The sequence below is a fragment of the Novosphingobium sp. BL-S-19 genome, assembly GCF_055521675.1.
The window spans coordinates 715,079-740,104 of record NZ_CM145498.1 but is presented as its reverse complement, the minus strand read 5'-3'; the positions used below and the strand labels follow the sequence as shown (position 1 = coordinate 740,104).

18 protein-coding genes and 1 tRNA gene are annotated in these 25,026 nt (G+C 65.1%); 7 read left to right on the top strand and 12 right to left on the bottom strand.

What is annotated here, in order from left to right; translation table 11 throughout:
- Positions 1 to 107: 107 nt before the first annotated feature.
- Positions 108 to 1,199 (top strand): fatty acid desaturase family protein, encoded by a 1,092-nt coding sequence (locus tag ACZ1JV_RS11890; protein ID WP_465151709.1) that lies wholly within the window; start codon positions 108 to 110, stop codon positions 1,197 to 1,199.
- 193 nt (positions 1,200 to 1,392) lie between these two features.
- Here ACZ1JV_RS11890 and lptG read toward each other — a convergent pair whose 3' ends face one another.
- Both lptG and lptF read right to left on the bottom strand, forming a co-directional pair.
- Positions 1,393 to 2,490 (bottom strand): LPS export ABC transporter permease LptG, encoded by a 1,098-nt coding sequence (lptG, locus tag ACZ1JV_RS11885; protein WP_465151708.1) that lies wholly within the window; start codon positions 2,488 to 2,490, stop codon positions 1,393 to 1,395.
- Positions 2,491 to 2,496: 6 nt separating this feature from the next.
- The gene (lptF, locus tag ACZ1JV_RS11880; RefSeq protein WP_465136175.1) at positions 2,497 to 3,729 is read right to left on the bottom strand and encodes an LPS export ABC transporter permease LptF; all 1,233 of its coding nucleotides are present in this window, start codon (positions 3,727 to 3,729) and stop codon (positions 2,497 to 2,499) included.
- Positions 3,730 to 4,085: 356 nt separating this feature from the next.
- Here lptF and ACZ1JV_RS11875 point away from each other — a divergent pair, with 356 nt between their 5' ends.
- Complete coding sequence (locus ACZ1JV_RS11875) at positions 4,086 to 4,589, top strand: hypothetical protein (protein ID WP_465151707.1); 504 nt, start codon at positions 4,086 to 4,088, stop codon at positions 4,587 to 4,589.
- Positions 4,590 to 4,646: 57 nt separating this feature from the next.
- On the opposite strand, the gene clpS is transcribed toward ACZ1JV_RS11875, so the two are convergent.
- From clpS to ACZ1JV_RS11860, 3 genes are all read right to left on the bottom strand, one after another.
- Positions 4,647 to 4,985, bottom strand: a complete 339-nt coding sequence (gene clpS, locus ACZ1JV_RS11870; RefSeq protein WP_465151706.1) for an ATP-dependent Clp protease adapter ClpS — start codon at positions 4,983 to 4,985, stop codon at positions 4,647 to 4,649.
- Between the two features lie 365 nt (positions 4,986 to 5,350).
- A complete protein-coding gene (locus tag ACZ1JV_RS11865; protein ID WP_465151705.1) occupies positions 5,351 to 6,541 on the bottom strand; it encodes a phasin family protein in 1,191 nt (396 codons plus the stop codon).
- Between the two features lie 537 nt (positions 6,542 to 7,078).
- On the bottom strand, positions 7,079 to 8,947 hold the full coding sequence (locus tag ACZ1JV_RS11860; protein ID WP_465151704.1) for a PHA/PHB synthase family protein: 1,869 nt from the start codon (positions 8,945 to 8,947) through the stop codon (positions 7,079 to 7,081).
- Positions 8,948 to 9,174: 227 nt separating this feature from the next.
- Here ACZ1JV_RS11860 and ACZ1JV_RS11855 point away from each other — a divergent pair, with 227 nt between their 5' ends.
- Both ACZ1JV_RS11855 and ACZ1JV_RS11850 read left to right on the top strand, forming a co-directional pair.
- A complete protein-coding gene (locus tag ACZ1JV_RS11855) occupies positions 9,175 to 10,374 on the top strand; it encodes an LL-diaminopimelate aminotransferase (RefSeq protein WP_465151703.1) in 1,200 nt (399 codons plus the stop codon).
- Between the two features lie 374 nt (positions 10,375 to 10,748).
- Positions 10,749 to 11,468 carry a winged helix-turn-helix domain-containing protein gene (locus ACZ1JV_RS11850; protein WP_465136181.1) on the top strand — a complete coding sequence of 240 codons (720 nt, stop codon included), beginning with the start codon at positions 10,749 to 10,751 and terminating at the stop codon, positions 11,466 to 11,468.
- Positions 11,469 to 11,483: 15 nt separating this feature from the next.
- Here ACZ1JV_RS11850 and ACZ1JV_RS11845 read toward each other — a convergent pair whose 3' ends face one another.
- On the bottom strand, positions 11,484 to 12,008 hold the full coding sequence (locus ACZ1JV_RS11845) for a molybdenum cofactor guanylyltransferase (protein WP_465151702.1): 525 nt from the start codon (positions 12,006 to 12,008) through the stop codon (positions 11,484 to 11,486).
- Positions 12,009 to 12,208: 200 nt separating this feature from the next.
- On the opposite strand from ACZ1JV_RS11845, the gene ACZ1JV_RS11840 reads away from it, so the two are divergent.
- Positions 12,209 to 12,282: transfer RNA gene (locus ACZ1JV_RS11840), tRNA-Cys, on the top strand.
- Between the two features lie 222 nt (positions 12,283 to 12,504).
- Here the strand turns inward: ACZ1JV_RS11840 and ACZ1JV_RS11835 are convergent.
- From ACZ1JV_RS11835 to ACZ1JV_RS11825, 3 genes are all read right to left on the bottom strand, one after another.
- A complete protein-coding gene (locus ACZ1JV_RS11835; RefSeq protein ID WP_465151701.1) occupies positions 12,505 to 13,875 on the bottom strand; it encodes a class I SAM-dependent methyltransferase in 1,371 nt (456 codons plus the stop codon).
- A gap of 145 nt (positions 13,876 to 14,020) precedes the next feature.
- Positions 14,021 to 15,016 (bottom strand): KpsF/GutQ family sugar-phosphate isomerase, encoded by a 996-nt coding sequence (locus ACZ1JV_RS11830; RefSeq protein WP_465151700.1) that lies wholly within the window; start codon positions 15,014 to 15,016, stop codon positions 14,021 to 14,023.
- A gap of 34 nt (positions 15,017 to 15,050) precedes the next feature.
- Positions 15,051 to 16,793 (bottom strand): hypothetical protein, encoded by a 1,743-nt coding sequence (locus ACZ1JV_RS11825; protein ID WP_465151699.1) that lies wholly within the window; start codon positions 16,791 to 16,793, stop codon positions 15,051 to 15,053.
- A gap of 214 nt (positions 16,794 to 17,007) precedes the next feature.
- Between ACZ1JV_RS11825 and ACZ1JV_RS11820 the strand changes: the two genes are divergently transcribed.
- Together ACZ1JV_RS11820 and ACZ1JV_RS11815 are read left to right on the top strand one after the other, a co-directional pair.
- On the top strand, positions 17,008 to 19,401 hold the full coding sequence (locus tag ACZ1JV_RS11820) for an HAD family hydrolase (RefSeq protein WP_465151698.1): 2,394 nt from the start codon (positions 17,008 to 17,010) through the stop codon (positions 19,399 to 19,401).
- Positions 19,402 to 20,003: 602 nt separating this feature from the next.
- A complete protein-coding gene (locus ACZ1JV_RS11815) occupies positions 20,004 to 20,300 on the top strand; it encodes a hypothetical protein (protein ID WP_465136187.1) in 297 nt (98 codons plus the stop codon).
- 204 nt (positions 20,301 to 20,504) lie between these two features.
- On the opposite strand, the gene ACZ1JV_RS11810 is transcribed toward ACZ1JV_RS11815, so the two are convergent.
- The 3 genes from ACZ1JV_RS11810 to flhA all read right to left on the bottom strand — a co-directional run bounded on the left by ACZ1JV_RS11810 (position 20,505) and on the right by flhA (position 25,011).
- Complete coding sequence (locus ACZ1JV_RS11810) at positions 20,505 to 21,179, bottom strand: flagellar hook assembly protein FlgD (protein ID WP_465151697.1); 675 nt, start codon at positions 21,177 to 21,179, stop codon at positions 20,505 to 20,507.
- A gap of 14 nt (positions 21,180 to 21,193) precedes the next feature.
- Positions 21,194 to 22,807, bottom strand: coding sequence for a flagellar hook-length control protein FliK (locus tag ACZ1JV_RS11805; RefSeq protein WP_465151696.1), 1,614 nt, complete (start codon positions 22,805 to 22,807; stop codon positions 21,194 to 21,196).
- A gap of 95 nt (positions 22,808 to 22,902) precedes the next feature.
- A complete protein-coding gene (gene flhA / locus ACZ1JV_RS11800) occupies positions 22,903 to 25,011 on the bottom strand; it encodes a flagellar biosynthesis protein FlhA (RefSeq protein WP_465136190.1) in 2,109 nt (702 codons plus the stop codon).
- Between the last annotated feature and the right edge of the window lie 15 nt (positions 25,012 to 25,026).

Below are 25,026 nucleotides of genomic sequence, written 5' to 3'. Positions count from 1 at the left end.
CGCGACCTGCGGCCGCACCCGCCACCTTGTCAAGCGGATGCAAGCGCAGGCACTCGCAAAACCCGTACCCGGCCGGATTTATGCCCGGAGACTATGGAACCAGACGTATGATTGCCCAGGATGCCACCACCCTGTCCCCCGCTGCACCACGTGACGTGGCCGGACACGTGCGCTCGTCCGAAATCCCCGACGACAAGGAGATGCTGCGCGCCGCCGTCGAGCTGACGCGCGACATCGCCAAGGCCCGTCCGGAAATCTATTGGCCCGACATGCTGGCCTCCACCGTGGTCGGCTATGCCGCGCTGGCGGGCGCCATTCTGGCGAGCAATCCCTGGGTTGCCGTGGCCTGCGGCCTGCTTTCGGCGCTCACCCTCTACCGCGCGCTGCTGTTCATTCATGAGTTGACGCACATCCACCGCGATGCGCTGCCCGGCTTCCGCTTCGCGTGGAACCTGCTGGTGGGCATCCCGATGCTGATCCCCTCGCTGATGTATGAAGGCGTGCACACGATCCACCACACCCGCACCCGCTACGGCACCGTGGAAGACCCGGAATACCTGCCGCTGGCGCTGATGAAGCCGTGGAGCCTGCCGGTCTTCGCGCTCACCGCGATCCTGCTGCCGGTGGCGCTGCTGATCCGTTCCGCCGTGCTGGTGCCGCTAGGCGTGATCGTGCCGCCGCTGCGCAAGCTGGTGTGGGAACGCGCCTCCGCCCTCGCCATCAACCCGCAGTTCGGCCGCCGCCCGCCCGAGGGCAAGTTCGCGCGCATGGTGTTCTGGCAGGAACTGGGCTGCTCGGTCTGGGCGATCGCCGTGCTGGCCGCCAGCTACGCCTACGGCTGGCGCCCGCTGCTCATCGCGATCTGCGTGATGTCGCTCACCGCCTTCCTCAATCAGGTCCGCACGCTGGTCGCGCACCTTTGGGAGAACGACGGCGATCCGATGACCGTCACCGCGCAGTACCTCGATTCGGTGAACGTGCCGCCGCCGGCGAAGTATTCCGAACTCTGGGCGCCGGTGGGCCTGCGTTACCACGCGCTGCATCACCTGCTGCCCTCGATGCCCTATCACTCGCTGGCAGAGGCGCACCGCCGTCTGGCCAAGCAGTTCGGTTCGGGATCGACCTATTCCAAGGCGAACTACCCCGGCCTGATGCCGCTGCTGGAACGGCTCGCCAAGAGCACCATGAAGGCGCACTGATCGGCGCTGGATATGAAAAAGGCCTCGCGGAATGCGGGGCCTTTTTTTGTTTCGGGGAAGGAAGAAGAGAAGTCCTGGGGGATGATCCCCCAGACCCTCGAAATGTCTGCGTCGCGCCCCGTCTATCCGTAGTGCGCTCCTTGCGGTGCAGCCAATCGGTCTCCCCGACGCTGTTGGCCTGCGCGACCTTTTTCTACTCTTCCGTCCGTATCAGCACCGTCTCACCGATCAGCGCAAAGAGCACGAAAGGCGCCCAGGCGGCGATCAGCGGCGGGTAGCCACCGAAATTCCCCATGGCCAAGGCGGCATTGTCGATCACGAAATAGGCGAAGCCCAGCGCCATGCCGATCACGGCACGGATCAGCAGCTGGCCGGAGCGGGCAAGGCCGAACGCGGTCACCGCGCCGAGCAGCGGCATCAGCACGGAGGAGAACGGCCCGGAAAGCTTGTGCCACCATGCAGCCTCAAGCTCGCTGGTGCGCCGGCCGGCAATCTTCATCGCCTCTATCGAGCGGGTCAGTTCGATGATGTTCTGCGAATCGGCATCGACCTTGGAGATCAGAATCTTCGCCGGCGTGATCCCCGGCGCCAGAGTGACCGAGGCTACGCGAGTTACCGTCGTGCGCGGCACGTCGAAAACCGTGGGGTTCTCAAAGCGCCAGCCCGGATTGGCGAAAGTCGCCCGGTCGGCGCGGACCATCTCGGTGATGATCCCCGCGTCGTCGCGGCGGTAGAAGGTGATGTTGTGCAGCACCATGCCGTTGTCCGGCCCGTCGATACTGCCCGCCATCATCAGGTCGCGCCCATCGGCCAGATAGAGGTTGGCCCTGCCCCCCGGATCCTTCGGGATCGGCCCGTATTTCACCCCCTGCCATGCATTCAGCATCGCGCTGGCGCGGGTCACCACGCGTTCGTTGAAGGCCAGGCTGCCCGTCGAAATGATGAAAGCGGCCAGAATCAGCGGCGCCAGCACCTGATGGGCGGAAAGTCCCGCCGCCTTCATCGAAATGACTTCGCTGTTCTGGTTCAGCGTGGCCAAGGTGATGATCGTCGCCAGCAGCACCGAATAAGGCAGGAAACGTGCCACCAGCTGCGGCACGCGCAGGGTGACGTAGTAGAACAACTGCGCCTGACCATTGCCGGGATAGGCCAGAATGTCCCCGCTCTCGCCCAGCAGGTCCAGCACCTGAAGCACCAGCACCAGCATCAGCAGCACCGCGAAAATGCGGGTGACGAACAGGCGCGCAAGGTACCAGGTCAGTGTGCGCGAAGGGAAAAATTCCATCTGCATCCCAGGTCAGGCCCCGCTTTCCGAGGCGGGTTCGGGCAGGATCGGGCCTTGCCGGTGGCGCTTGAGCAGCGACTTGAGCCGCTTGATGACGATGTCCGAACCCTTTTCGAGCCAGCCCAGCGGCTGCCCGCCCGGCACGTAGGCGACGCGCCAGTACATCCACACGATCAGTGCGGCAAACAGCGCAAACGGGCCCCACAGGCCGATGATCGGGTTCATCTTGCCCAGCGAGGCAACGTCGGCCGCGTACTGGTTGACCTTGTGATAGGCCACCACCATCACGATCGAGACGAACAGGCCGAGCGCCGATGTCGATCGCTTGGGGGGGATCGCCAGCGCCACCGCCAGCAAAGGCAGCAGCAGCATCATGATCACTTCGACCATGCGATAGTTGAAGTTTGCCTGGCTGGAGACGCGCTCTTCCTTCGGAAGGCTGTTGTTCCAGCCCAGCTTCATCAGTTCGGGCAGCAGGTATTCGCGATCCTGCCCGCCGCGCTGGCGGAATTTTTCCACCTGCGGCAGCTCGATCGGCAAATCATGCCGCGTGAAGGTCAGCACGCGCGGGTCCTTGCCCGGCATGTCCTGGATGATCTGGCCGTTGTCCAGCCGCAGGATGATCGTATCGGGCGCGCCCTTCAGCGCCAGGAACTGCCCCTCGCGCGCGGAGATCGATAGCACCTGTCCCTTGTCGTTGGCCACGCGCGCGAAGATACCGTTCAGCCGGCGGCCGTCGTCGCGGCTTTGATCGATGCGCAGGGCGATGCGATCCTTCAGCGCGGTGAACTCTCCCACCTTGATCGAGGCGCCCAGCGCACCCGACTTCAGCTCGTAATTGAGTTCCTCGTAATAATAGCGCGCCAGCGGCTGCAGGTAGCCGACGATGGCGAAGTTCACGCCCGCCAGCAGGATCGCCAGTATATAAGGCACGCGCAGCAGCCGCGTGTAGCTGAGCCCAACGGCGCGCATCACGTCCAGTTCGCTGGACGTGGCCAGTTTGCGGAAGGCCAGCAGGATGCCCAGCATCAGCCCCAGCGGAATCGCCAGGCTGGCATATTCGGGCAGCAGATTCGCCAGCATCTTGAAGACGACGCCGATCGGGCCGCCCTCCGTCGCGACGAAGTCGAACAGCCGCAGCATCTTGTCGAGCACGAGCAGAGAGGCCGCCAGCAGGAAGATGCCAAGCATGGGCATCACCACCAGGCGGAGGATGTATCGATCGATGGCGCTGAGGAATTTCACGCTGAAGGGTTCACCGGAATGTCGTCACAAAACCGTGCATCTGAGGCCCTTAAACGCTTGCCGCAGGTGGGCAAAGCGAATTGTCCACGATGATGTGAAGAACGCGGCGGCGCGAGACCCCAAAGCGGCGGAAGGCGGCACCCGCGCGCCGGGCGGAGAACACGGGGAACGGCGCCGGACGGCGGTTTTCCAAATTCCGCCAAGTCACGGCAATTGCTGGATTTCACCGTTAAACGGGATCGTTTCACGATTGCGCGCGGAGGCCAAGTCTCGAACAGCGGCCGGCGAATTGGCCGATCTCGCAAATCGCAGGCGGCACTCCCCTTCCTCCATTTTGTTAACATGGATCCCCCGCCATGCTGCCCGACCACTTCGATACCCGCGTCTTCTTCATGGCCGATGACATCCTGCGCACCGATGCCTTGGGCTTTGCGCAGGACCTGGAACGCTTCGCCCAGCGCGCCGAAGCGGCCGAACGCGCGCAGGCAGGCATCATCGTGCTGGAGGCGCTGGTGGTGTTCGGCGAAGCGGGACGGCGCATCGATGAAGCCGGCTGGACCTTGCTCTCCACCGGCATTGCCGCATCGGTTCGCAAGGGTGAGGAGGAGAACGCGGCGCGGTTGCTGATCCCCCACGGTGCGCTGGCGATCATCGATACGCTGTCGCCCACGGCTGAAAGCGTCCGGATCGTGAAGGAAGACGCGGCGATCGATTCGGAAGCCGTCGCACGGTCGCGCTGCGCAGCCATTGTGGCTGCCCTGTTCCGCGCCCTGTCGCAGCACTTCGAGGACGAGGTTGTTCCAACCGATGACGTGGAGCCGGAACACGCCGAAGAGACTGCGGCGGGGACCGCCGGCTAGGCCGTAATCGCGGGTATCGCGTAAAGGGGCCTCAGCCGAGACCCCGAAAAGCCCGAATCAGGCCTTTTCCAGCGTGCACTGAAGCGGGTGCTGGTTCTGCCGGGCGAAATCCATCACCTGGTTCACCTTGGTTTCGGCGATCTCGTAAGGGAAGATGCCGCAGACGCCCACGCCCTTCTGGTGAACGTGGAGCATCACCCGCGTCGCCTGCTCCAGATCCATATGGAAGAAACGCTTGAGGACCATCACCACGAATTCCATCGGGGTGTAATCGTCGTTCAGCATCAAGACCTTGAACTGGCTAGGCTTCTTCGGCTTGGCGCGGGTCTTGGTGGCGATGCCGACCTGTTCGCTACCGTCACCGTCATGGCCGTCCGAATCGGGGCCGGCTTTCACACGACCGGCGATTCCCTCCATCCCCACTGAACCATCGTCCCGGAAATCGGCACGCAGGGTTTCAGGGCACAGGCATTCAGCGCGCAGAGGCGCCGGAAAGCTCGGAAAGGAATCGAAATTCGGGGAGTACATGGCAGCAGAATATCGTATCGACCGCCCGGGAAACAAGGTCTGCGTCGAACATTGTCGCGCCGGAGCGGCTACAGGCCGCAACACGGCCCCGCAGGAACCACCCGAAAGACCGCCAATTATCGGCCGGTGACCGGACATCGGCCGGGTGAACCGCTCCACCCGGCCGACGGATCGACCTCTCTCAGGACTGTCCGGGAGATCTGCCGGCGCCCGAACCGGGCGCGGGCAAAAGATCAAACAGCCGCGTGACGGGCCTTTTCCATGGCGATGCTGACGCGGCCCGAAATCGGGGCGGCCACATCGCTGAACAGCTTCAGCATGGTTTCGCTGTTCTTCGAGCTGTAGGCGACGGCCGTGTCGAAGTTCTTGCGCAGGATGTCGCCCTGCAGCTTGAAGAAGTCGGTCGGCGACTTCACGGCAGCCAGTTCCTTGATGTCGCCGGTCATGGTCGCGAACGAGCTACGGCCTTCCGTAACCAGTTCCGAACCCAGGCCCTGCAGGCCTTCGGCGAGGATCTTGCCCGATTCAACCACGGCTTCAACGTTGCCCTTGGTGAAATCGCCCAGCTCGCCGAACAGGCTGGAGCTCTTTTCGAAGGCAGCCTTGGCCTTGGTCTGGGCTTCCGTCACGGCATCCTGAAAAGCAGAGAAATTAGCGCTCATGTCCATCGTCGTATCCTCGAGCATGAAGTTGGATATCAGTCCTGCGAAGCTTGTTTTTGAAGCGCCCGTCTTCGCTGCGGGGCCTGTCTTTGCGGCGCTGGCGGGTGCGGCTTTCGCCGTGCCCGTTCCGGCCGCGAGGGCCGGCTTGAGAACGGCAGGCGCGCGCGCAGCGACTGCCGGTTTGGTAATGGTCTTCCGGGCCGCCGCCACCTTGAGAGCGGTGGCAGGAGCAGTGGGCTTGGGTGCGGACTTGGCGGCAACCTTCGGCGCCACCACTTTCGCTGCCACTGCAGGCTTGGCCGCAGGTTTCGGCGCGATCTTTGCCGCCGGCTTGGCCGCAACTTTCGCAGCCACCTTGACCGGAGCCTTCGCCTTCGCGGCCACCTTCGCCTTCGCGGGCTTGGCTACCGGCTTCGGGGCAACCTTGATCGCGGGCTTGGCAACCACCGGTTCCGGCTTCGCGGCAACGACCGGGGCCGAAACCACCGGAGCCGAAACCACCGGCTTCGGTGTGGCGGCAGGCGCAGGCGCCGCCTTCGCCTCTTCCTTCGCTTCTGCGGCAGGAGCGGCTGTCGGCACGGCCTTCACCGCATCACCAACGGGTCCTGAGACCGCATCGGCCTTGGCAGTCGCCGCCTTCGCAGGCGCAACTTTGCCGGTTTCAGTCTTGTTCGTTGCGGAAGGTATCACGGGTTTGCTTTCAGCCGCTGCCGCGTAGGCCTTTTCGGCGAGGGCGTCATCCTTGTCTTCGTTGCCGGCCATCTGACTGTTCCTGCGTTCCTGGCGAGAATCGTAGCGATAGACGATGTTCGAGCCATTCGTGCCGCAGGACCGTCAAAGCGATCCGCCGACCCTTCAGGCTCTCCGTAAAACCAAGTCTGGAAATTCCTGCGATTCGTAGAATTCTTTTGCTGCGTTGCACAATATGCGGTCACAGCATCGAAGTCAATCGGGTCTTGCTGCACCGCATCATGAAAATGTTGCACTGCAACATGTACGCGCGCGAACAAGCCCGCGACACCACCGGCGGAATGCTCCGTTAAGGCGCGCGGCCTCGGAAGCCCAGACGTAAGGCATTGAAGTCAGGTGTATAGTACGACTGCATCGGAAATGGACCGCAGCGGCCTATGTTCCCGCGGGCGCCGGCAGAATGGCACATCGATCCCGTGCGCACCGGCCAGGAACGGCAGCCGGCTGCGTTTTAACCGCTGGATCTCGAAAGAGATTGCGCCGGAAACTTTGGAGCAACTTCGGTGTACCGGTGGCGGCGCAGGCCAAAGCGTTGGCCCGCCACCCCACTCAGCGCGTCATGACGTAGCGGCCCGGCGCATCCTCGATCACCTTGTCACCACGGCCGCCGGGACGGCGCTTGCCGCGTGCCGGCACTTCGGTTCCGTCCAGCCCGCGCAGCCAGTCGATCCAGTGCGGCCACCAGCTGCCCTGATGCGCCTCCGCCCCGTCCACGAAGCTTTCCAGCGTGTCGGCCTTCGCCGGATTGGTCCAGTACTGATACTTGTTCGCGGACGGCGGATTGACGACGCCGGCGATATGGCCGGAACCTGCCAGCACGAACGTCCACGGCCCGGCCAGATAATGCGTCAGCTTCCACACGCTGCCGGGCGGGGCGATGTGATCCTCTCGCCCGGCCTGGATATAAGTGGGCGTGGCAATCCGGTGCAGGTCGATCGGCACGCCGCAAGCCTGCAGCGAATCCGCCACTACCAGCCGGTTGTCGCGATAGAGATCGCGCAGATAGCTGCGGTGCCACTTCGCCGGCAGGTTGGTGACGTCGCCATTCCAGTGCAGCAGGTCGAAGGCGGGATACTGCTCGCCCATCAGGTAGTTCTTTTCGACCGTGCTCCAGATCAGATCGTTGCCGCGCAGGATATTGAAGGTGGCGGCAAGGTAGCGCCCGTCCAGATAGCCTTCGGGGGACAGCTTGCCGATCGTCTCGATCTGCTGGTCGTCCACGAAGGCCTTGAGGTCGCCCGCATCCTCGAAATCGACTTGCGCGGTAAAGAAGGTGGCGCTGGCCACTTTGTCCGCCTCCCCCTTGCGCGCCAGCACGGCCAGCGTGGCGGCCAGCGTGGTACCGGCAACGCAATAACCGATGGTGTGGACCGAAGGCACATCCAGCCGATCGCGCACCACGTCGATCGCCTGGACCTGCGCGGCGATATAGTCGTCCCACGCAAGGTCGGCCATCGAGGCATCGGCCGACTTCCAGGAGACCATGAACACTGTCGTGCCCTGCTCCACCGCCCAGCGCACGAAGCTCTTCTTCGCGTTCAGGTCCAGAATGTAGAAGCGGTTGATCCACGGCGGGAAGATCAGCAGCGGCGTCTTCAGCACATCGTCCGTGGTCGGCGTGTACTGGATCAGCTGATAGAGCGGCGTTTCGAACACCACCTTGCCCGGCGTCACCGCGATATTCTCACCCAGCACGAAGGCGCCGGGGCGAACGTGGGTCAGCTGGCCCTTGCGCATATCGTCCAGCAGGTTCTCGAACCCGCGGATCAGGCTTTCGCCCTGAGACCGGCGCGCAGCCTCCAGCGCGACCGGGTTGGTCATCGGGAAGTTGGCCGGGCTCAGCCCGTCGACGATCGCGCGGGTGGCGAAGATCAGTTGCGCCTTGCGGGCCGCTTCCAGCCCTTCGGCCTTTTCCGCCATGCCGACGATTTGCTCGGCCAGCATCAGGTAAAGCTGGTGCAGCACCGCGAAGAACGGCTGGCGACGCCATTCGGGATCGGCAAAGCGGCCGTCCGATCGCGGCAGCGCGGGGTCTGCTTCCGCCTTGCCCGCTTCCTTCGCGTCCGGCCCCAGCCCGTATTGCGCCAGCACCCCGTTGATCAGCCCGGCCGCGTCGTTCCACAGCCGCTGCTGCACTTCAGGATCGGAGAGCGGAAGCTGGCGCGCCACGGATTCGGCGGTGGCGATCCATTTCAGCGGGTCCGACCAGTGCCCCTGCCCGTCCTTCGCCTTGCCGATCTGCTCCACCTGAAAATCGGTCCAGATCGAATGCATGCGGCTGGCGATTTCCGCCCAGTGCACCGCGCTTTCGGCCTCCGGCGTGCCTTCCTTGGGGACTAGCCCGCCGAACAGGCCGGTTACCTGGCTGGCGTGATCCTGAAAAAGCTTGGCCATAAGGTCGGTGGCGTCGGTCGCCATGTGCGGTCGAACTCCGAAGGGAAGGATCCGATGCGAATCCCCTCGATCACTTTCCTATCGAGTGCCCCGCCCGCCGCCAACTGGCAAAGCCGATCGGACAAAACTTGCGCATGTCCCCCGCTTTCCCGTCACACGATTGCGCATCGGCCATTTGCGCGAGGGCTTTATTCCCCTACAGGGACCGGCGCGGCACTTTTCGCCGCGTGTTTTATGGATTCACAGAGGTCATGGAAGACGAGTTCTACCGCATCAAGCGACTGCCGCCCTACGTTATCGCCGAAGTCAACGCGATGCGTCATGCGGCACGCCAGGCGGGCAAGGACATCATCGACCTCGGCATGGGCAATCCGGACCTGCCGCCGCCCGCCCACGTGATCGACAAGCTGTGCGAAGTGGCCCGCAAGGAAGACGCCCACGGCTACTCGGCTTCGTCGGGCATTCCCGGCCTGCGCAAGGCCCAGGCCAACTATTACGGCCGCCGCTTCAACGTCGATCTCGATCCCGAGACCGAAGTGGTGATGACGATGGGTTCCAAGGAAGGCCTCGCCAGCCTCGCCACCGCGATCACCGCGCCGGGCGACGTGGTGCTGGCCCCCAACCCCAGCTACCCGATCCACACGTTCGGCTTCATCATCGCCGGCGCGACGATCCGTTCGGTGCCGACCACGCCGGACGAACGCTATTGGGAATCGCTCAACCGCGCGATGGCCTTCACGGTGCCGCGCCCGTCGATCCTGATCGTCAACTACCCCTCGAACCCCACGGCTGAGACGGTGGATCTCGCGTTCTACGAGCGCCTGGTCGCCTGGGCGAAGGAGAACAAGGTCTGGATCCTGTCCGACCTTGCCTATTCGGAACTCTATTTCGACGGCAACCCGACGCGTTCGATCCTCGAAGTGCCGGGCGCCAAGGACGTGGCGGTGGAATTCACCTCGATGTCGAAGACGTTCTCGATGGCCGGCTGGCGCGTCGGCTTCGCGGTGGGCAACCCGAAGCTGATCGCCGCGCTGAAGCGCGTGAAGTCCTACCTCGACTACGGCGCCTTCACGCCGATCCAGGCGGCGGCCTGCGCCGCGCTGAACGGCCCGCAGGACATCGTCGAGAAGAACCGCAACCTCTACCAGAAGCGCCGCGACGTGATGGTGGAGGCGTTCGGCCGCGCCGGTTGGGAAATCCCCAGCCCCAAGGCATCGATGTTCGCCTGGGCTCCGCTGCCGCCGGCCCTGAAGGAAATGGGCAGCCTGGAATTCTCCAAGCAGCTGCTCACCCATGCCGAAGTCGCGGTGGCGCCGGGCGTCGGTTATGGCGAGGACGGCGAAGGCTTCGTCCGTATCGCCATGGTGGAGAACGAACAGCGCCTTCGCCAGGCGGCGCGCAACATCAAGCGCTATCTCACGTCGATGGGCGTCAACACGCCGGCGGCCTGAGAGTCCGTTTGGAAAATGCCCGCAGGGGCATTTTTGAGGCGGCACCGGCCCTCTCCTCCGCACGCGAATCCGGCTGCGGCCGGATTCGCGGCATGGGGCCGCTGCCTCACTACGAATCGTTGATGGCCTCGCCCGCCTCCAAACCGTCAGGCGATGGGCCGGCCGATGACTATGGGAAAAACCCTATAGGGATTTTTCCAACTGCCTGATACCAGTCGAAAATCAACGCTATAGTAGTTTAGGCGCGGAAAACTGGGGAATTTTACCCTGGCATTACCTCGTACTGTAAAAATATACGTATTGTTCCGCGGCCGACATCCGCCCAAGGATACCGGTTACCGGACCACCATCAATCTTGCAGAATAGGGGGGGGAATGACCTATCTGGGCAAGAGCGAATGTCACGCACCACGTTTTCGCTGGCTAACGCAACATACAATACCCTCGCAGCTGGACCTGCGCCGCTGCGGCTGGATACTCGAACCCGAGCATGAGGCCTCGATCGACTGCGTCGGGATGATCGACGCGCTCGGCCTGGATGCCGGGCAATGGCTGGCGCTGCTGGAAACACTGCCGCAGGACCAGCGCCGCACCGTGCTGGTCACGGGTGTCAGTACCGCGTGCGAGCGCGCTTCACTGCTCCATGTCGGTTTTGGCGATGTCGTCACCGACGCCATCGAGCTGGAAGAACTGGACGCCCGCGCCAGCCGCCTGTCGCAACTGGCGCAGTGCCTGCCGCGTCGCCGCCGCCTGGGCCGCCTGACGCTGGACCTTCTGGCGCGGGAGGCGTTCGGCGATGGCGAACCGCTCAATCTCAACCCCCGCGAATTCGCGCTGATCTGGCGCTTGGCCGATTCGGTTAACACCACGGTGAGCAAGGAAACGCTGATCTACGACGTGTGGCGGATGGGCTTCGTGCCCGAAACCAACAGCGTTGCCGTCCACATGTCGCGCCTCCGCCGCAAGCTGGCCTTCGTGGGCCTTGCCGGCGTGATCGAGACTTCGTCGAACGGCGGCTACCGGCTGATCATGCCCGCCGAAGTTCCACCGGTTGAGCGGTCCGTCCGCGCCAAAGCCGAAACGCTGTCACACTGAACCACGCCCCCGCGGCTATCGTCGTTCCACAAGGGCGGCGAGATCGGCGGGGGTGTTGATATTGGCGATCGGCGCCAGCAGTTCGATCGCCCGCGCGCCCACCAATTCCGCAAAACGCCGCATCGAATGGCTTTCTTCGCTGTGGAGCAGGGTTTCCAACGTGGCGGTCGCGGATACGGGCCAGATGCCGATGATCGGCTGCACCGCCACGCAGGCCGGCGCATCGCCCAACCGTTCTAGCAGATCGTCGGGCAGCAGCCCGCCATCGACGCCGCAGGACAGGACCTGGGTGTAGCCCTCATCCTGCGCCAGCCGCATCGCGGCAGCCAGCCCACCCAGCGGCCCCATGTCGGCATGCGGCCAATCCGGCAGGGTAGAGGCCGGCGCGGTTTCCCGCCCGGTGACCACGACCTGCTCGCACCAGCCCGACAGCGCATCCACGGCCAGCGACAGCAGGGTATGACCGCCAAGCTCCGCCAATGCCTTGTCGCTGCCGAACCGGCTAGACCGCCCGCCTGCTAGAACCGCTCCGAGAATCATGGCCAGGCTCCATCGCAGGGGAGTGGGATCGTACCGGTAATGCTACCGCACTCCGGCGCGGATACAAACGGATCCGCCCTGAACCCGGTTCCCGCCCCGGTCCCGCGCGCACGAAGCTGTCGATGAAATTCACCGGAAACGTGAATCCCGGTTGCGCCCGAGCGAATCCGTTGATAGTGGCCCACTCCACCACACCGGATGGCCCGATGGCGGAGTGGTTACGCACCGGACTGCAAATCCGTTTACGCCGGTTCGATTCCGGCTCGGGCCTCCACCTTCCTACATCGCAAAGCGCTGCAATCGCCCTTCCGGGCGGCAGATTTGCCCGCGTCAGCGCCGCCGTGCCTTCCTTTCGGGAAAACGCGGGGCCGTATTCAGGTCGTCGATATCGAACGGGGCCCCGGCCGCCTCGCGGAAGCGGCCGATGAACTGTCTTCCTCGCGGATTCACGTGACCCTGCTGTGCTTCATGCCGACCTTTCCGTCGTGAGCGGCGCCTATCGTTTCTCGAATGCAAGGAAGGTCAGGCGGCTGTCGCGACCCGTGTTCCAGGGGGCGCAATTGTAGTGCTCGTACTCGTGCTTGGCGTAATCGACGAGGTTGAAGCCCAGCTGCTGCATCAGGTGGATGTAGATTTCGGGATCGCGATTGAAGACCGGCGGATTGCCCTCGCGGCGCCACCGCTGGTCCATGAGTTCGGCGATGACCACCCGTTCGCGGCCCTTCGTCGCCTCCACCATCATCGGCACCAGCGCATTGTCTGCCACGTGCAGCAGCACCGTGTAGATCAGCACCGTCGGCGCGGCCGGGTAGGTGTAGCCGTGGTCGTGGATGCGAAAGTTGTGATCGGGCAGCGCCGCGCGGGCCTGCCGCAGCGAGTTCGGGTTCACGTCGACGCCGATATAGCCCTCCGGCGTGAACAGCGAGGCGATACGGCCGACACCGCAGCCGATCTCCAGAACCGGAAAGCGCGTGCCCAGCGCCTTGCCGAGGGCGGCGCCAACGTCGAAGCCTTCGGGGAACTGATAGCCGTTGCTGGGGATGATGTGGTCGACGCCTTCCTTGATCCAGAAGGCCTCTTCAGGCGTCCTCCAGAGGCGATTTTCCGCCCGATCACGCACACCGTCCTCGGTCACCTGCTGCGGTTCCGCAATGATCTTGCGTCCGTCCGCCTTGGCCTGACGCGATGCCTGCCAGTGGCGGATCACCGCGGTTTCCGCACCGGGCGCGCCATCGATATGCAGATAATCGCGCGGCAGCCACGTCGTCTTGAGCGGCCGGATGCTGGCGATATCACACCATGCAGAGGAGAGATGGACCTGATCCCAGGTCAGCGGATCCGCCTGGCAGCGCAGCACCCATTGGCGCAGCAGTTCGCCGGCCAGCTCGGTCTTGCCGAAATAGAGCGTGCCGGAGCAGAACTCCCAGCCGCGATCCTGCTCGGCATGGTTCCAGGTCCACTTGTGCAGGGCCACATCCGCGTCCAGTGCCGAAAACAGATCCGGCGTGGCCTCCACCGTGGCATCGGCATCGAGCCAGACGATGGGCCGATCGGAAATCAGCCATTGTTCGTAGATGAATTGCGCCTTGTAGGCGCAGTTCATCTCCCAGCCGCCGACGCTGTCGATCGGCTGCAGCACATGATCGATCCCGAACCCATCCAGCGTCGCGCGCAGACGGGCGGCGTGATCGGCATATTCGTTGTCGGCGGTGAAGAACGACACCACGCGGAACGGATGCGCGCCGGGCGCAAGAACGTCGGCCGTGCCGCGCGGCTCCATGCCTCGGTCGAGGTCGCGGCCGATGAAGCTCTTCACGGCAAAGTCGGCGGTGCTGGCGGCACGCGGTACGGCGGTCTGGAGATTCATCGCAGGCGATCCATCGAAGAGGCCGCCGCCGGACCGAAACCGACGCGCGGACGAGGCGAACAGGAGCAGAGCGTCGGCGCGCCCGGCGGTTATGGCATTATAGAATGGCCGGACCGGCCGGCGTGGCAGCGGCGCAATTGCCCACTTAGGGGCGCAACAGGTCGTAGCTCTGGATCATCCCGACCAGCCGCCCTTCCCGGTCCACCACCGGAACCACCGAAAGCGGGCGTCCCGCGTCCTGCATCAGCAGCAGCACATCGGCGACCACCGCGCTGTCCGGCGCGACGATCGGCCCCGTCTTCATCACATCGGCCGTGCGGATCGCGTAAATGTCGTGCCGGGATTCGATCAGCCGGCGCACGTCGCCGTCCACCACCAGTCCCTGCAGACGCCCCGCCGCATCGGTCACGCAAGCTGCGCCCATGCGCCCGGCAGAGATCACCGCGATCATCTCCGCCACGCTGGCATCGGCCCCCACCGTGGGAAGGTCGGCGCCCTTGCGCATCAGGTGGCGGATCGGAATCATGTGCCGGCCCAGCAGGCCCGCCGGGTGATGCCGCAGGAAATCCTCCCGCGTGAAACCGCGTGCGCGGCTGACGGCGACCGCAAGGGCATCGCCGATCGCCATCTGCAAGGTCGTGCTGGAGGTCGGCGCCATGCCGATATGATCGGCCTCCCTGGCGATATCCATCAGGATGCAATGTTCGACCACATGCGCCAGCGGCGATTCCGCTCGGCCGATCACCCCGATCAGGCGGCACTTGCGCGCCTTCAGGATCGGCAGGATGCGCATGATCTCCTCGGTCGATCCGCTGTTCGAGAACAGCAGCACCACGTTCTCGGTCTGCACCGCGCCAAGGTCGCCATGCGCGGCCTCCGCCGCGTTGAGGAAGAAGGCCGAGGTGCCCAGGCTGGAAAAGGTCGCCGCCACTTTCGCCGCGACCAGCCCGGACTTGCCGATGCCCAGACACACGATCGGCCGTTCCTGCGCCGCGATCAGCGATACGGCGGCAGGGATCGCGCTGTGGGCGCCCTGCAGGAATCCGTCCAACGCGTCGCGCTCGGCCGCCAGAACATCGCGAAACCAGCGGGTTTCCCGCTCGTCCTGCTCCTGAAACCGCGCGACCTTGTAATTCAGCATTCGATGACTCCGGCTATTCCATTCATGCGGGATGTCAGGCCTGCGCTGCCCGCAACTCGCGGTTTTCCCGCTCCAGATCGAGGTTCCATGTCGCCAGGCCGAACCGGCGCACATCCACCTGCTGCCAGAACAGTCCGGGATCGCGTTCGAGCAGGTGGAACTTGGCCAGCGCGCTCGCGCACTGCGATCCCATGTCGATCACTTCGGCCAGTTCGGTAAGATAGAAGGGGACCGGCCGTTCGGGATCGCCCATATGATCGCGATGGGCGCAGGCCGCCGCACGCAAGGCGATGTCGACCCCTTGCTGGAACGCCCCCCGCGCCGCCGCGTGATTGCCGCCCGCGATATGCAGTCGCGCCGCGTAGAATGCCGCCGCGACCGATTTGGTGGCCAGGATCGGCGCGAAAGCCTGCCAGTCCGCCGCTGCCGTGGCGCTGTACCAGCGCAGCGCGCCGGCGTGATCGCCAGCCATCTCACACAGCCGCCCCGCCAGGAACGCGTGCGAGATCTTCCACCGCGCCACATGCGCGGGCGGATTGTCGCCCGCCGCGATGGCATAGCCCTGGATCGCGTCCAGCAAGCCCGGCACTGCCGCGCGCTCCCGCGCCTCCAGCGCGCGGTAGCCATAGACGGTAAGCGCCGCGCCCTGATCGGCCGATCCCAGTCGCGCATTGCCGATCACATATTCGGCAAGGCGGCACAGCGTATCCTCGTTGCCCAGCCGTTCCCCCATCTGGACCATCGTGCGATAGAGCCAGGGATTGTCATAGGCCCCGAAATCGGCGAGCGCGGGAAGGCTTTCCGCTGCCCCCGCGAAGGCGGGATGAGCATAGGCTGCGGTGTCCGATGCCCCTGCCAGCGGATTGGCGGAAACCACCGCCAGCAGCCACGGCCCTTCCGCTTCCCCGTCCAGCACGGCGGGAATGATATGGCGCGCGCCCATCGGATCCCGCGTGAGAGGAAGTTGCTCGTAACGGCATTCCACCAGAAAGCGGCTGGAAAGCGCTTCGTTCAGCGCCGCCCAACTGGCCGGCAACGAAGCATCCCCTGGCTCCGCTTGGCGGAGGGCAAGGATCAGGCGGCCGTCGCACTTCAGCACCCGCACGTAATCGTCCAGCCGCGCCTGCCAGCCGCCCGGCATCGCCGGCTGGAACGCCACGAGCGTATCGAGCGAACGGTCCGCGATCTCAGCCAACGGCAGGTTGGCGCGGACCGAGGCAGCCTGCGACAGTGCCCCAACGATGCTGGCCCCGTCGGCGGCAAAGGCACCCTCTATCAGTACGGCATCACCCGGGCGCACATGGCTGGCCGCCAGCGCATAGCGCGCGATCGCGGCATCGGCGTCCACCCCGCCGCTTGCAAGAAGCCCCTCATGCAGTTCGGCCTGCGATCCGGCTGGGGCACGGCGATAGAAGCTGAGCGGCGGCATCGCCCGGCCATTCCACTGCGGATAGTCGTAATGCGTCATGCCGCCGGGATGGCGGATCCAGCCTGCAGCAAACAGATCGGCTTCGATCGTCTCGCGCGGTCTGCCAAGGGATTGCAGCGCCAGCACGCCGGCGCCGGCATAAGGCCGGATCGCCTCCGCCAGCGTTTCGGCCCCGCCGACGCGGGGCCATTGGAGGTAAGCGGCGGCGCCGCCCTTGCCCGGTCCATCGTGCGGCCGGCAGCCCAGCAGCGCCAGTTCCTGCGCCAGTCGGCCATGGGCAGCGAGATCCATCGCGATCCGGCAGGGGCCCAGCCGCCTGACGATGGCGGCGGCGTCATGAATGCTCATGGAAGGCTGATTTCCCGCTTGTAGTTTGATGCAGGCTACGCCCGCCGTGCCGTACAATTATAGGATAACGGCACCCCATCCGAACGGCCGACGGGGAAAATTTTGCCGGGGGTGGGTACCGCCGCCGGATGGCTTCGCTTCCCCTCTATATTGGGCACATGGCCGTAGCCCGGCTGCCTGAAAACCTGCGTTTCGCCATTTCCCGAGGGATGCCATGTCCAAGACCTCCATCCGTACCGCAGCCCTTCCCGATTTCCTGGGCGCGCTGCCTGCGGAGTTGAAGATCGACACTCTCTCGCTGGACTGTTTCGATACGCTGATCTGGCGCAACACGCAGGCCCCCTATGACCTGTTCGCCGATCTGCCGGTAACCGGCGGAGCCCTGTACCCGCGCCGCCACGCCGAAAGCAACGCGCGGCTCAACGCCCCGCACCGTCAGCGCCGTTTCGAAGTGACGCTGGACGAAATCCACGCCGAACTGCTGCCCCACCAGGGCGACGCCGAACGGGCGGCCATGGTTCAAGCCGAACTGGATGCGGAAGCACGCCACTGCTTCGCCTTTGCGCCCACCCGCGACCTGATCCTGGATGCCAAGCGTCGCGGCATGAAGGTCGTCATCGTTTCCGACACCTACCTGTCCGAACCGCGCCTACGTAATCTGATCGCGGATGTCGCCGGGGAAGAGCTGGCCGGCATGATCGATCGCATCTTCTGCTCGTGCGAATACGGCATCGGCAAGGCGGGCGGCCTGTTCAAGCTGGTGCTGAAGGAACTGGGCATCAAGCCGCAGCAGATGGTGCATCTGGGCGACAATATCGTCGCCGACATGCAGGCCCCGCGCATGCTGGGCATTCCCAGCATGCACATCACGCAGTTCGACACCGCGGCCACGCAGCGCCTGCGCATGGAGGCTGCCGCGGCCAGCATGATCGATCCGGCCACGCGCATTTCCGTGCCGGTCTATCAGCCGCACCGCGCACAGATTTCGCTGCGCACCAACGACGATCCGACATTCGCTTTCGGCCACGACGTACTTGGCCCGCTGATGCACGGCTTCGCCACATGGATCCGCGAGGAGGCCGAAGCGCTTGAACGGGCCACCGGCCGCCGCGCGAAGCTGCTGTTCCTGCAGCGCGACGGGCATCTGCCCGCCCGCGCCTTCGCCGCGCTCTATCCCGAATGGGCGGATCGCGTCACCGAACCGGCAATCAGCCGCGTCATCGCCGTCGCCGCCAGCTTCGTCGACAAGGAAGCCATCCGCAAGCACATGGCGCCCTGGCTGTCGCCGAACATCGAGAAGACGCTGACCAAGGCCCGCATCTGCGCCCGCCAGTTGCTGTTCGACGAGCGCGAGACGGCAAAGCTGCTGGAAGGCGGCGACCTGGAAGGCTTCGGTGCGCGGGTGATGAAGCCCGGCAATGTCGAAAAAATCCTGCGCCGTTCGGCCAGGATGGGTGAGCGTCTGTTCCGCCAGCTGCGCAATCTCGGCGTCGAACAGGGCGACGCGGTCATGCTGATCGATCTTGGCTACAACGGATCGGTGCAGAACGCGGTGGAAGCACGCCTGCGCGCGGGCATGGATCTGGATGTGGCCGGCCGCTATCTGCTGCTGCGCGAAGTGCTGCCCTCCGGCCTCGACAAGCGCGGCTATTTCGATACCCGCAATTACGACTACAACGTGTTGTCGACCATTTTCAGCTCGATCGCGGTGGTGGAACAGTTCTGCACGATGGCGATCGGCTCCGCAGTCGACATTGCCGAGGACGGAACGCCGATCCGCGAGGCCGTCGGCGTCGAAAACGCCCAGAGCGACGTTCGCGAAGCGGCGCAGGCCGCCTGCCTGGAATTCCTGAGCGCCGTCGGCAGCGCCTTCGTGCGCACGCCCCGTTCGGACGATGTCGAAACCCGTCGCCGCGCGGCGATGGGCGTGCTCGCCCGCCTGCTGATGATGCCGATCGACCAGGAAGTGCAGATGCTGCAGCACTTCAACCACGATGCGAACTTCGGCGTGAAGGACATGATCCAGATGTCCGATCTGGAATCCGCCCAGCACAGCATCAAGCGGCGCGGCTTCTTCTACGTCCGCAATGCCGAACGCATGTACCTGCCGGGCGAACTTCAGCAGTTCGGCCTGCCGCTGAACCTGTCGGTCTTCAGCATGCGCCGCTTCAATCTGGATTTCGCGAAGGGTGACGTCGATATCGAGACGCTGCAGTTGCCGATCCAGGTCTATGGCGACGGCCAATCCACGGCCCGAACGGTGGGCGCGCATCGCACCGCGGATGGCTATTACCGCGCGATCGTGCCGGTCGGCACCGGCCAGTTTTCGATCGGCCTGTTCCTCGGCCGCCTGTTCGAATATGTGCAGGTCGAGGAAATCAGCGTGCAGCCCCTCACCACCGTGACCGGTGAGGATGCCACCCCCGCGCAAGTGGTGACCGACGGTATGGAGGAAGTGGCGCCCGGCCTGTACCGGATCGACGGCCCGCAGGGCTTCATGGTCGTTCCCGCCGTGCCGAGCGACGAGCAGATGCTGCTCAGCATCGTCCTGCGCCCCATCGTGGCCCGCAACCAGACCGTGGCAGAGGCGAACCGCGCGGCGGCCTGACCCGCCCCCCGCTGCACGAAGAGCGACCACCAGGCCGGGGCGCGTTCCCGAAGGACGCTTCCCGGCCCTGCCCCGCTGCGCGCGGGTGAGGTGTTCCAGCAATAGACGGACATCGTACAGCAATGGGCAAGACGCTGCCGCCTGCGCTATTCCGGCGCTACCTTTGACGATCACTGCGATTGGCTGCGATTGCTCCCGCCAGACTTGATCGATTGGTATATCGTTTCAATGTGGCACGCATTTTACGATCATACATCTGTTTCACTGCCCCGGCGCCCCGCAAGCGGCCCTGCCGGGCCGGGCACCGGCGCGACTATGGCCGAAAGCAGTTTTCAGCCCCCGATTCGCGACTAGGAAAAATCCCCATACGGCCTTTGTAATCAGCTGAAATCAGGGGTTTTTTCCGAACCCCCATTCCCGCGAAAAACCCATACGGGAAATCCCTTAGTTGGTAGCTTAGTATACGAAAGCCATTGGTCGTCAGGTGAACATTTCCCGCGTCCTGGGGCGCGGACACATCAAGCAATGCGGGCAGTATTCTTGAGAGTTCGATGACGGAAAATTTACCTTTGGGTCGCGCGGAAAAGATCGACAGACATGCAATGTCGCAGACTGAATACAGCTTCTCTCTCAAACTGAGGGTGGATTCACCTGGCAAGCTCTGGCAGGCGGCGGCTCTCCGCTGCCTGGCGCAACCGGGGATTTGCGAGGATGACGTCGCCGAGATGATCGGCCCGTTCGACGATCCCTCGATCGTCGACTGCCTCATGGTGCTGGCCCTGCCCGATCACATGCCCGGCTGCACGCGGCTGGATGTGTCATTGGGGAACCACGGGCCGGACTATTCCGCGGACCTCGCGGCGATCCTGGCCGGATGCCATAGCGCCAGCCGCAACTGAAACACGCCGGCGCGATCGCGCGCCGGGTTTCGCGCCCATTGCCGCCCTGCGAGCGGCCGGCGCCCGCTTTTCCCTATTCAGTTTCGGGCAGGCGCATCGGGCCATCAAGGCCGCCGCAGTGTCCCAAAACGCAGGCACCCGAAACAAAAGCGGCGGCGGGGCCCGCCAACCCCGCCGCCGCTGCCGCTCTCACAGGAAGTGCGTTCAGATTTCGCTGTCGGTGGCTGCCAGCGCGACCAGCCCGTCCACCGACATGCGGATGCCGTTGACACCCAGCATGATCGTCGAGCCGTCGGTGACGACGTCCGAAACCTTCGCTACCGAATTGATCGTGGTGTCCAACTCGTTGCCGGCCGCGTCCGTCGCCGTGATCGCCATGGTATAGGCGCCGCTGGCGGCCGTGGTGCCATCCGCCTGGGTGCCGTCCCACTTGTATTCGCCCTGCGAGGTGGGATCGAGCTCCACCGTCTGCACGACCTTGCCATTGGCGTCGGTGATCGTCGCGGTGACAGACGCGGGCGTGCCGTCCACGTAGTAGGTCCAGTGCGCCGGGTCGCTGCCGAGGCCGGCCACCGGGGAGTCGAAGCGCGCTTCCTTGCCGATGAAGCTGGAATACTGCGACATCTGCGAGGAGGTGAGCTGCGACAGGATATCGCTGAGCGTGCCGTTCTGCTGGATCTGCTGTTCCACCTGCGAATACTGCACCAGCTGCTGGGTGTATTCCGAGGTATCGGTGGGGTTGAGCGGATCCTGGTTCGTCATCTGCGTGGTCAGCAGCTTGAGGAACAGGTTGTAGTCCGACAGCAGGCTGGTGGTGGCCGCCGAAGTGCCGTCACTCGACGTGGACGACGAGGACGAAGTACCGGAAACTGTAGTCATGTGCTGCTGGTGTCCTATGCCATGAGATCGACGTGGCCGCTGCTTCCAAGCGACCGGTAGACCGGGTCGTCGCCCCCGCTGAAATCGTCTGTACTGGCCTGCTGGCCCTGCCAGCGCTGCCCGCCCTGACTGCCCTGGCCGCCATTGCCCTGCCCGGCTCCCTGACCACCGGCGCGCGTATCGAAACGCAGCGACTGGCCATCCGCGCGGATGCCGGCATCGGCCAGCGCGCGATTGAGATCGGTGCTTTCGCGGCGCAGCAGATCGGCCGCGGTCGAGCTGTCCGCCGACATCACCGCGCGCAGGACGCCGTCGTGATCGAACGACAGGCGCACGTCGATGCGGCCCATGTGCTGGGGATCGAGCTTGATGAGCAGGTCGCCCGCACCCTTGTCGAGCGCGCGGGCGATCTGGACGCCGATGTCGTTGCCGAACTGGCCTTCCTGCACCGAAACCGTGGCGGTCGGCGTGGTGGCAGCGGCAGTGGCGTAAGGCAGTGCCGCCGGCCGCATGGCCGTGGTGGCAAAAGTCTGCGTCAACACCGGGCTGGACAGCGTGGAGTCATCCGCGCCCGTCGAGGCCGGGTCGGAAGTGGTCAGCGCAGCGTCATGCGTGGCTGAGCCCTCCCCTGCGGCGTGGGCCCCACCGCTCGATGCGGTGCTTTCGGCGGCCGGGGTGAAGGCGGTGTGCTTGCCGGCGCCGCCGCGCGTCGAAGCGGCGGCGGCGAAGGTTGCCGTGCCGCTGGCTGCGGCCTGCCCCTTGCTGTCGACGCGGGTCGCCGCATCCGCCTTGGCATTTTCGCCGGTGGCGCCTTCGGTGGTGGCCTGCGCGCCAGCCAGGGCCACTTGCGCCGTCGCGGCGGGCGTGGCCGCCGGCGTAGCGGGCGTAGCGGCCTGCTGGATCGGGAGCGGCACGGCCTGATCGTCCGCATCGGCGGTACGCTCCCGGTCGCTTGCCTTGGCGGGTTCGCCGGTCGCGGCGGGGTCGGCCTCGGTCGTCGCAGCGGTGTCGCCCGGCGTCGCCTTCGCAGTGTCGGCGGCGGCAGCTGGCAATGCAGTCTTGCCCGCGCCATCCGCCTTGTTCGCGGCGAGGTGCGAGGCAAGGTTCATCGGCTTGGCGGGCACCGGCACAGGCAGCGTTTCCGCCACGGGTGCCGTCACTGCCTGCGCGGCGTCGGTGACCGATGCGGGATCGGCATCGACGGGCGGAAGCGCATCCGCCAGCGCGTCGGTGGCAGAATCAACGGCGGTCTCGGCGGCAGTCTCGGCCGTCGCCTGGGCGTCGCCCTGACCGTTGGCGGCATCGGTGGCCGGCGTTTCGGCCGCGCTCGCGTCTTCGGCGGTGTTGGCCTGCCCCTTGTCCGTCGGTGCCTTGTCGGTCTTGTCGGCCTGAGTCTTGTGAGAGGCCGTCCTATCAGCCGTGCCATCGCTGGCCTTGCCCGACGGGCTCTTGGCCGACTGGTCTCTGCCGGACGGGCTCTGCGGCCTCTCCGCGCGCGTGCCGGCTGCGTCGTCGACCATCGACCCGAAGGACGAAGCCCCGCCGTCATCACTGCCAAATGCACTCGCCGCCGGCGAACTTGCGGCAGGCGCCGCCATCGGAAGCACGGCATTGATGGAAACTGTCATGTATCGCTACCCTCTCCGGGGTTTACCCGGCCACATCCTATCATAGAGCGATTTGCGCCTTCCCGGTCTCGCCCCGCTTCACCTCATCCGCGCCCTCACCCGATCGCGCCAAGGCTGCGCAGCCGTGCGCGTGGGTGGATCTCGTTCTGCGAAAGCACCACCGTCGCCGGGCGCACGCGCTCGATGATGGAGCGCACGTAGGGCCGCAGCGGCGGGCTGGTGAGCAGGCACGGGATCTCACCCTGCGCGGCAAAGCGGTCATACGTCTCACGCACCGAGGCGATGAACTGCTGCAGATTGGACGGCGCCATCGCCAGATGGCGGTCATCGCCCTGCCCGACGATCGCCTCGTTGAAGGCTTCGTCCCAGTCGCCGCTGAGCGTGACGATGGGAATCGTGCCGTCGAAAGTCTGCTGCGCCGAAATCTGGCGGGCCAGTCGCGCACGCACATGCTCGGTCACCAGCGTCAGGTTGTTGGTCATCGCGGTGGCTTCGGCGATGCCCTCCAGGATCGTCGGCACGTCGCGGATCGAAACGCCTTCGGACAGCAGGTTCTGCAGGATGCGCTGCACGCCGGAGATCGAGATCTTTGCCGGAATCAGGTCGCCGATCAGCTTTTCGGTGTCCTTGTGGACTTCGCTCAGCAGCTTCTGCGTCTCGGTGTAGGAGAGCAGATCGGCGATGTTGTCCTTGACGATCTCGGTCAGGTGGGTGGTGACGACGGTGCCGCAGTCCACCACGGTCAACCCGCGGAAGCCCGCTTCCTCACGCATTTCACGGTCGATCCACAGCGCCGGCAGCTGGAACACCGGCTCCTTGGTGGGCTCTCCGCGCAGACCGGTCTCGCCGCCGGCGGCATTGATCAGCAGCAGCTTGCCGATGCGCAGTTCGCCGCGCGCGATCTCGGTCTCCTTGACGAAGACGATGTACTCGTTGGGCTGCAGCGCCATGTTGTCGAGGATGCGGACGGCGGGCAGCACGAAGCCGAAGTCGATCGCCATCTGCCGGCGCAGCGCCTTGACCTGATCGTCCAGACGCGGCTCGGCCGTGGCATCGTTGATCAGCGGCAGCAGGCCATAGCCCAGTTCGATGCGCAGCGCGTCGATGGCCAGCGTGCGGGCGATCGGCTCTTCCGCCGTCGCCGCCTCGCGCTGCTTGGCCTGCGCGGCCGCGGTGCGTTCGCGGATGACTTCGGCCTCGGCCTTCTTGGTCATCGTCCACGCCGCCCAGCCGCAAAGGCCGCCCAGCGAGGCAAAGGGGATGAACGGCAGGCCGGGCACCAGCGAGAGCAGGCCCATCAGCACCGCGACGATGCCGAACGCCTTCGGGTAACGGCCCAGCTGCTCGCCCAGCGCCGCACCGGTCTTGCCGGAAATACCGCCCTTGGAGACCAGCAGGCCCGCCGCGGTGGAGACGATCAGCGCCGGAATCTGGCTGACCAGACCATCGCCCACGGTGAGGATCGTGTAGGTCTTGAACGCTTCGCCAAACGGCACGCCATGGATGGCGACGCCGATGATCAGGCCGACGACCACGTTGATCCCGGTGATCAGCAGGCCGGCGACCGCATCGCCCTTCACGAACTTCGAGGCACCGTCCATGGCGCCGTAGAAGCCGCTTTCGGCCTCGATCTCGGCACGGCGTTCGCGCGCCTCGGCTTCGGTGATGGTGCCGGCGTTAAGGTCAGCGTCGATCGCCATCTGCTTGCCGGGCATGGCGTCAAGGCTGAAGCGCGCCGCCACTTCGGCGATACGGCCGGCACCCTTGGTGATGACGACGAAGTTGATGACGATCAGGATTGCGAAGATGGTAAGGCCGATGACGGTCTCACCGCCCATCAGGAACTCGCCGAAGGCCGCGATCACGCCGCCTGCCGCGTGATGCCCCTCATGCCCGTGACCGAGGATCAGGCGGGTGGAGGCGAGGTTCAGGCCCAGACGCAGCATCGTGACGATCAGCAGGATCGTTGGGAAGCTGGACAGCTGCAGCGGCTTTTCGATGAACAGCGCCGTCATCAGGATCAGCACCGAAGCGGTGATCGACAGCGCCAGGCCCATGTCCAGCATCCAGCCGGGCATCGGCAGGATGAGCATGGCGATGATCGCGGTGACGCCCAGTGCCAGCGCAAGGTCGCGGCTGGGCCCAAGCCGGGTCAGGAACTGGTTCAGCCTGGGAGCGGCCCCGGCAAAGGTTGGAGCATTCATCGCGTCATCCGAAAT

Bases quoted from the DNA above. Each gene is read 5' to 3' on its own strand.
- ACZ1JV_RS11865 (WP_465151705.1), bottom strand. From the start codon at position 6,541: ATGGCCGGCAACGAAGACAAGGATGACGCCCTCGCCGAAAAGGCCTAC.
- flhA (WP_465136190.1), bottom strand. From the start codon at position 25,011: ATGAATGCTCCAACCTTTGCCGGGGCCGCTCCCAGGCTGAACCAGTTC.
- ACZ1JV_RS11825 (WP_465151699.1), bottom strand. From the start codon at position 16,793: ATGAGCATTCATGACGCCGCCGCCATCGTCAGGCGGCTGGGCCCCTGC.
- ACZ1JV_RS11890 (WP_465151709.1), top strand. From the start codon at position 108: ATGATTGCCCAGGATGCCACCACCCTGTCCCCCGCTGCACCACGTGAC.
- ACZ1JV_RS11810 (WP_465151697.1), bottom strand. From the start codon at position 21,179: ATGACTACAGTTTCCGGTACTTCGTCCTCGTCGTCCACGTCGAGTGAC.
- ACZ1JV_RS11875 (WP_465151707.1), top strand. From the start codon at position 4,086: ATGCTGCCCGACCACTTCGATACCCGCGTCTTCTTCATGGCCGATGAC.
- ACZ1JV_RS11845 (WP_465151702.1), bottom strand. From the start codon at position 12,008: ATGATTCTCGGAGCGGTTCTAGCAGGCGGGCGGTCTAGCCGGTTCGGC.
- ACZ1JV_RS11805 (WP_465151696.1), bottom strand. From the start codon at position 22,807: ATGACAGTTTCCATCAATGCCGTGCTTCCGATGGCGGCGCCTGCCGCA.
- ACZ1JV_RS11855 (WP_465151703.1), top strand. From the start codon at position 9,175: ATGGAAGACGAGTTCTACCGCATCAAGCGACTGCCGCCCTACGTTATC.
- ACZ1JV_RS11815 (WP_465136187.1), top strand. From the start codon at position 20,004: ATGTCGCAGACTGAATACAGCTTCTCTCTCAAACTGAGGGTGGATTCA.
- ACZ1JV_RS11830 (WP_465151700.1), bottom strand. From the start codon at position 15,016: ATGCTGAATTACAAGGTCGCGCGGTTTCAGGAGCAGGACGAGCGGGAA.
- ACZ1JV_RS11835 (WP_465151701.1), bottom strand. From the start codon at position 13,875: ATGAATCTCCAGACCGCCGTACCGCGTGCCGCCAGCACCGCCGACTTT.
- lptG (WP_465151708.1), bottom strand. From the start codon at position 2,490: ATGCAGATGGAATTTTTCCCTTCGCGCACACTGACCTGGTACCTTGCG.
- ACZ1JV_RS11820 (WP_465151698.1), top strand. From the start codon at position 17,008: ATGTCCAAGACCTCCATCCGTACCGCAGCCCTTCCCGATTTCCTGGGC.
- ACZ1JV_RS11860 (WP_465151704.1), bottom strand. From the start codon at position 8,947: ATGGCGACCGACGCCACCGACCTTATGGCCAAGCTTTTTCAGGATCAC.
- ACZ1JV_RS11850 (WP_465136181.1), top strand. From the start codon at position 10,749: ATGACCTATCTGGGCAAGAGCGAATGTCACGCACCACGTTTTCGCTGG.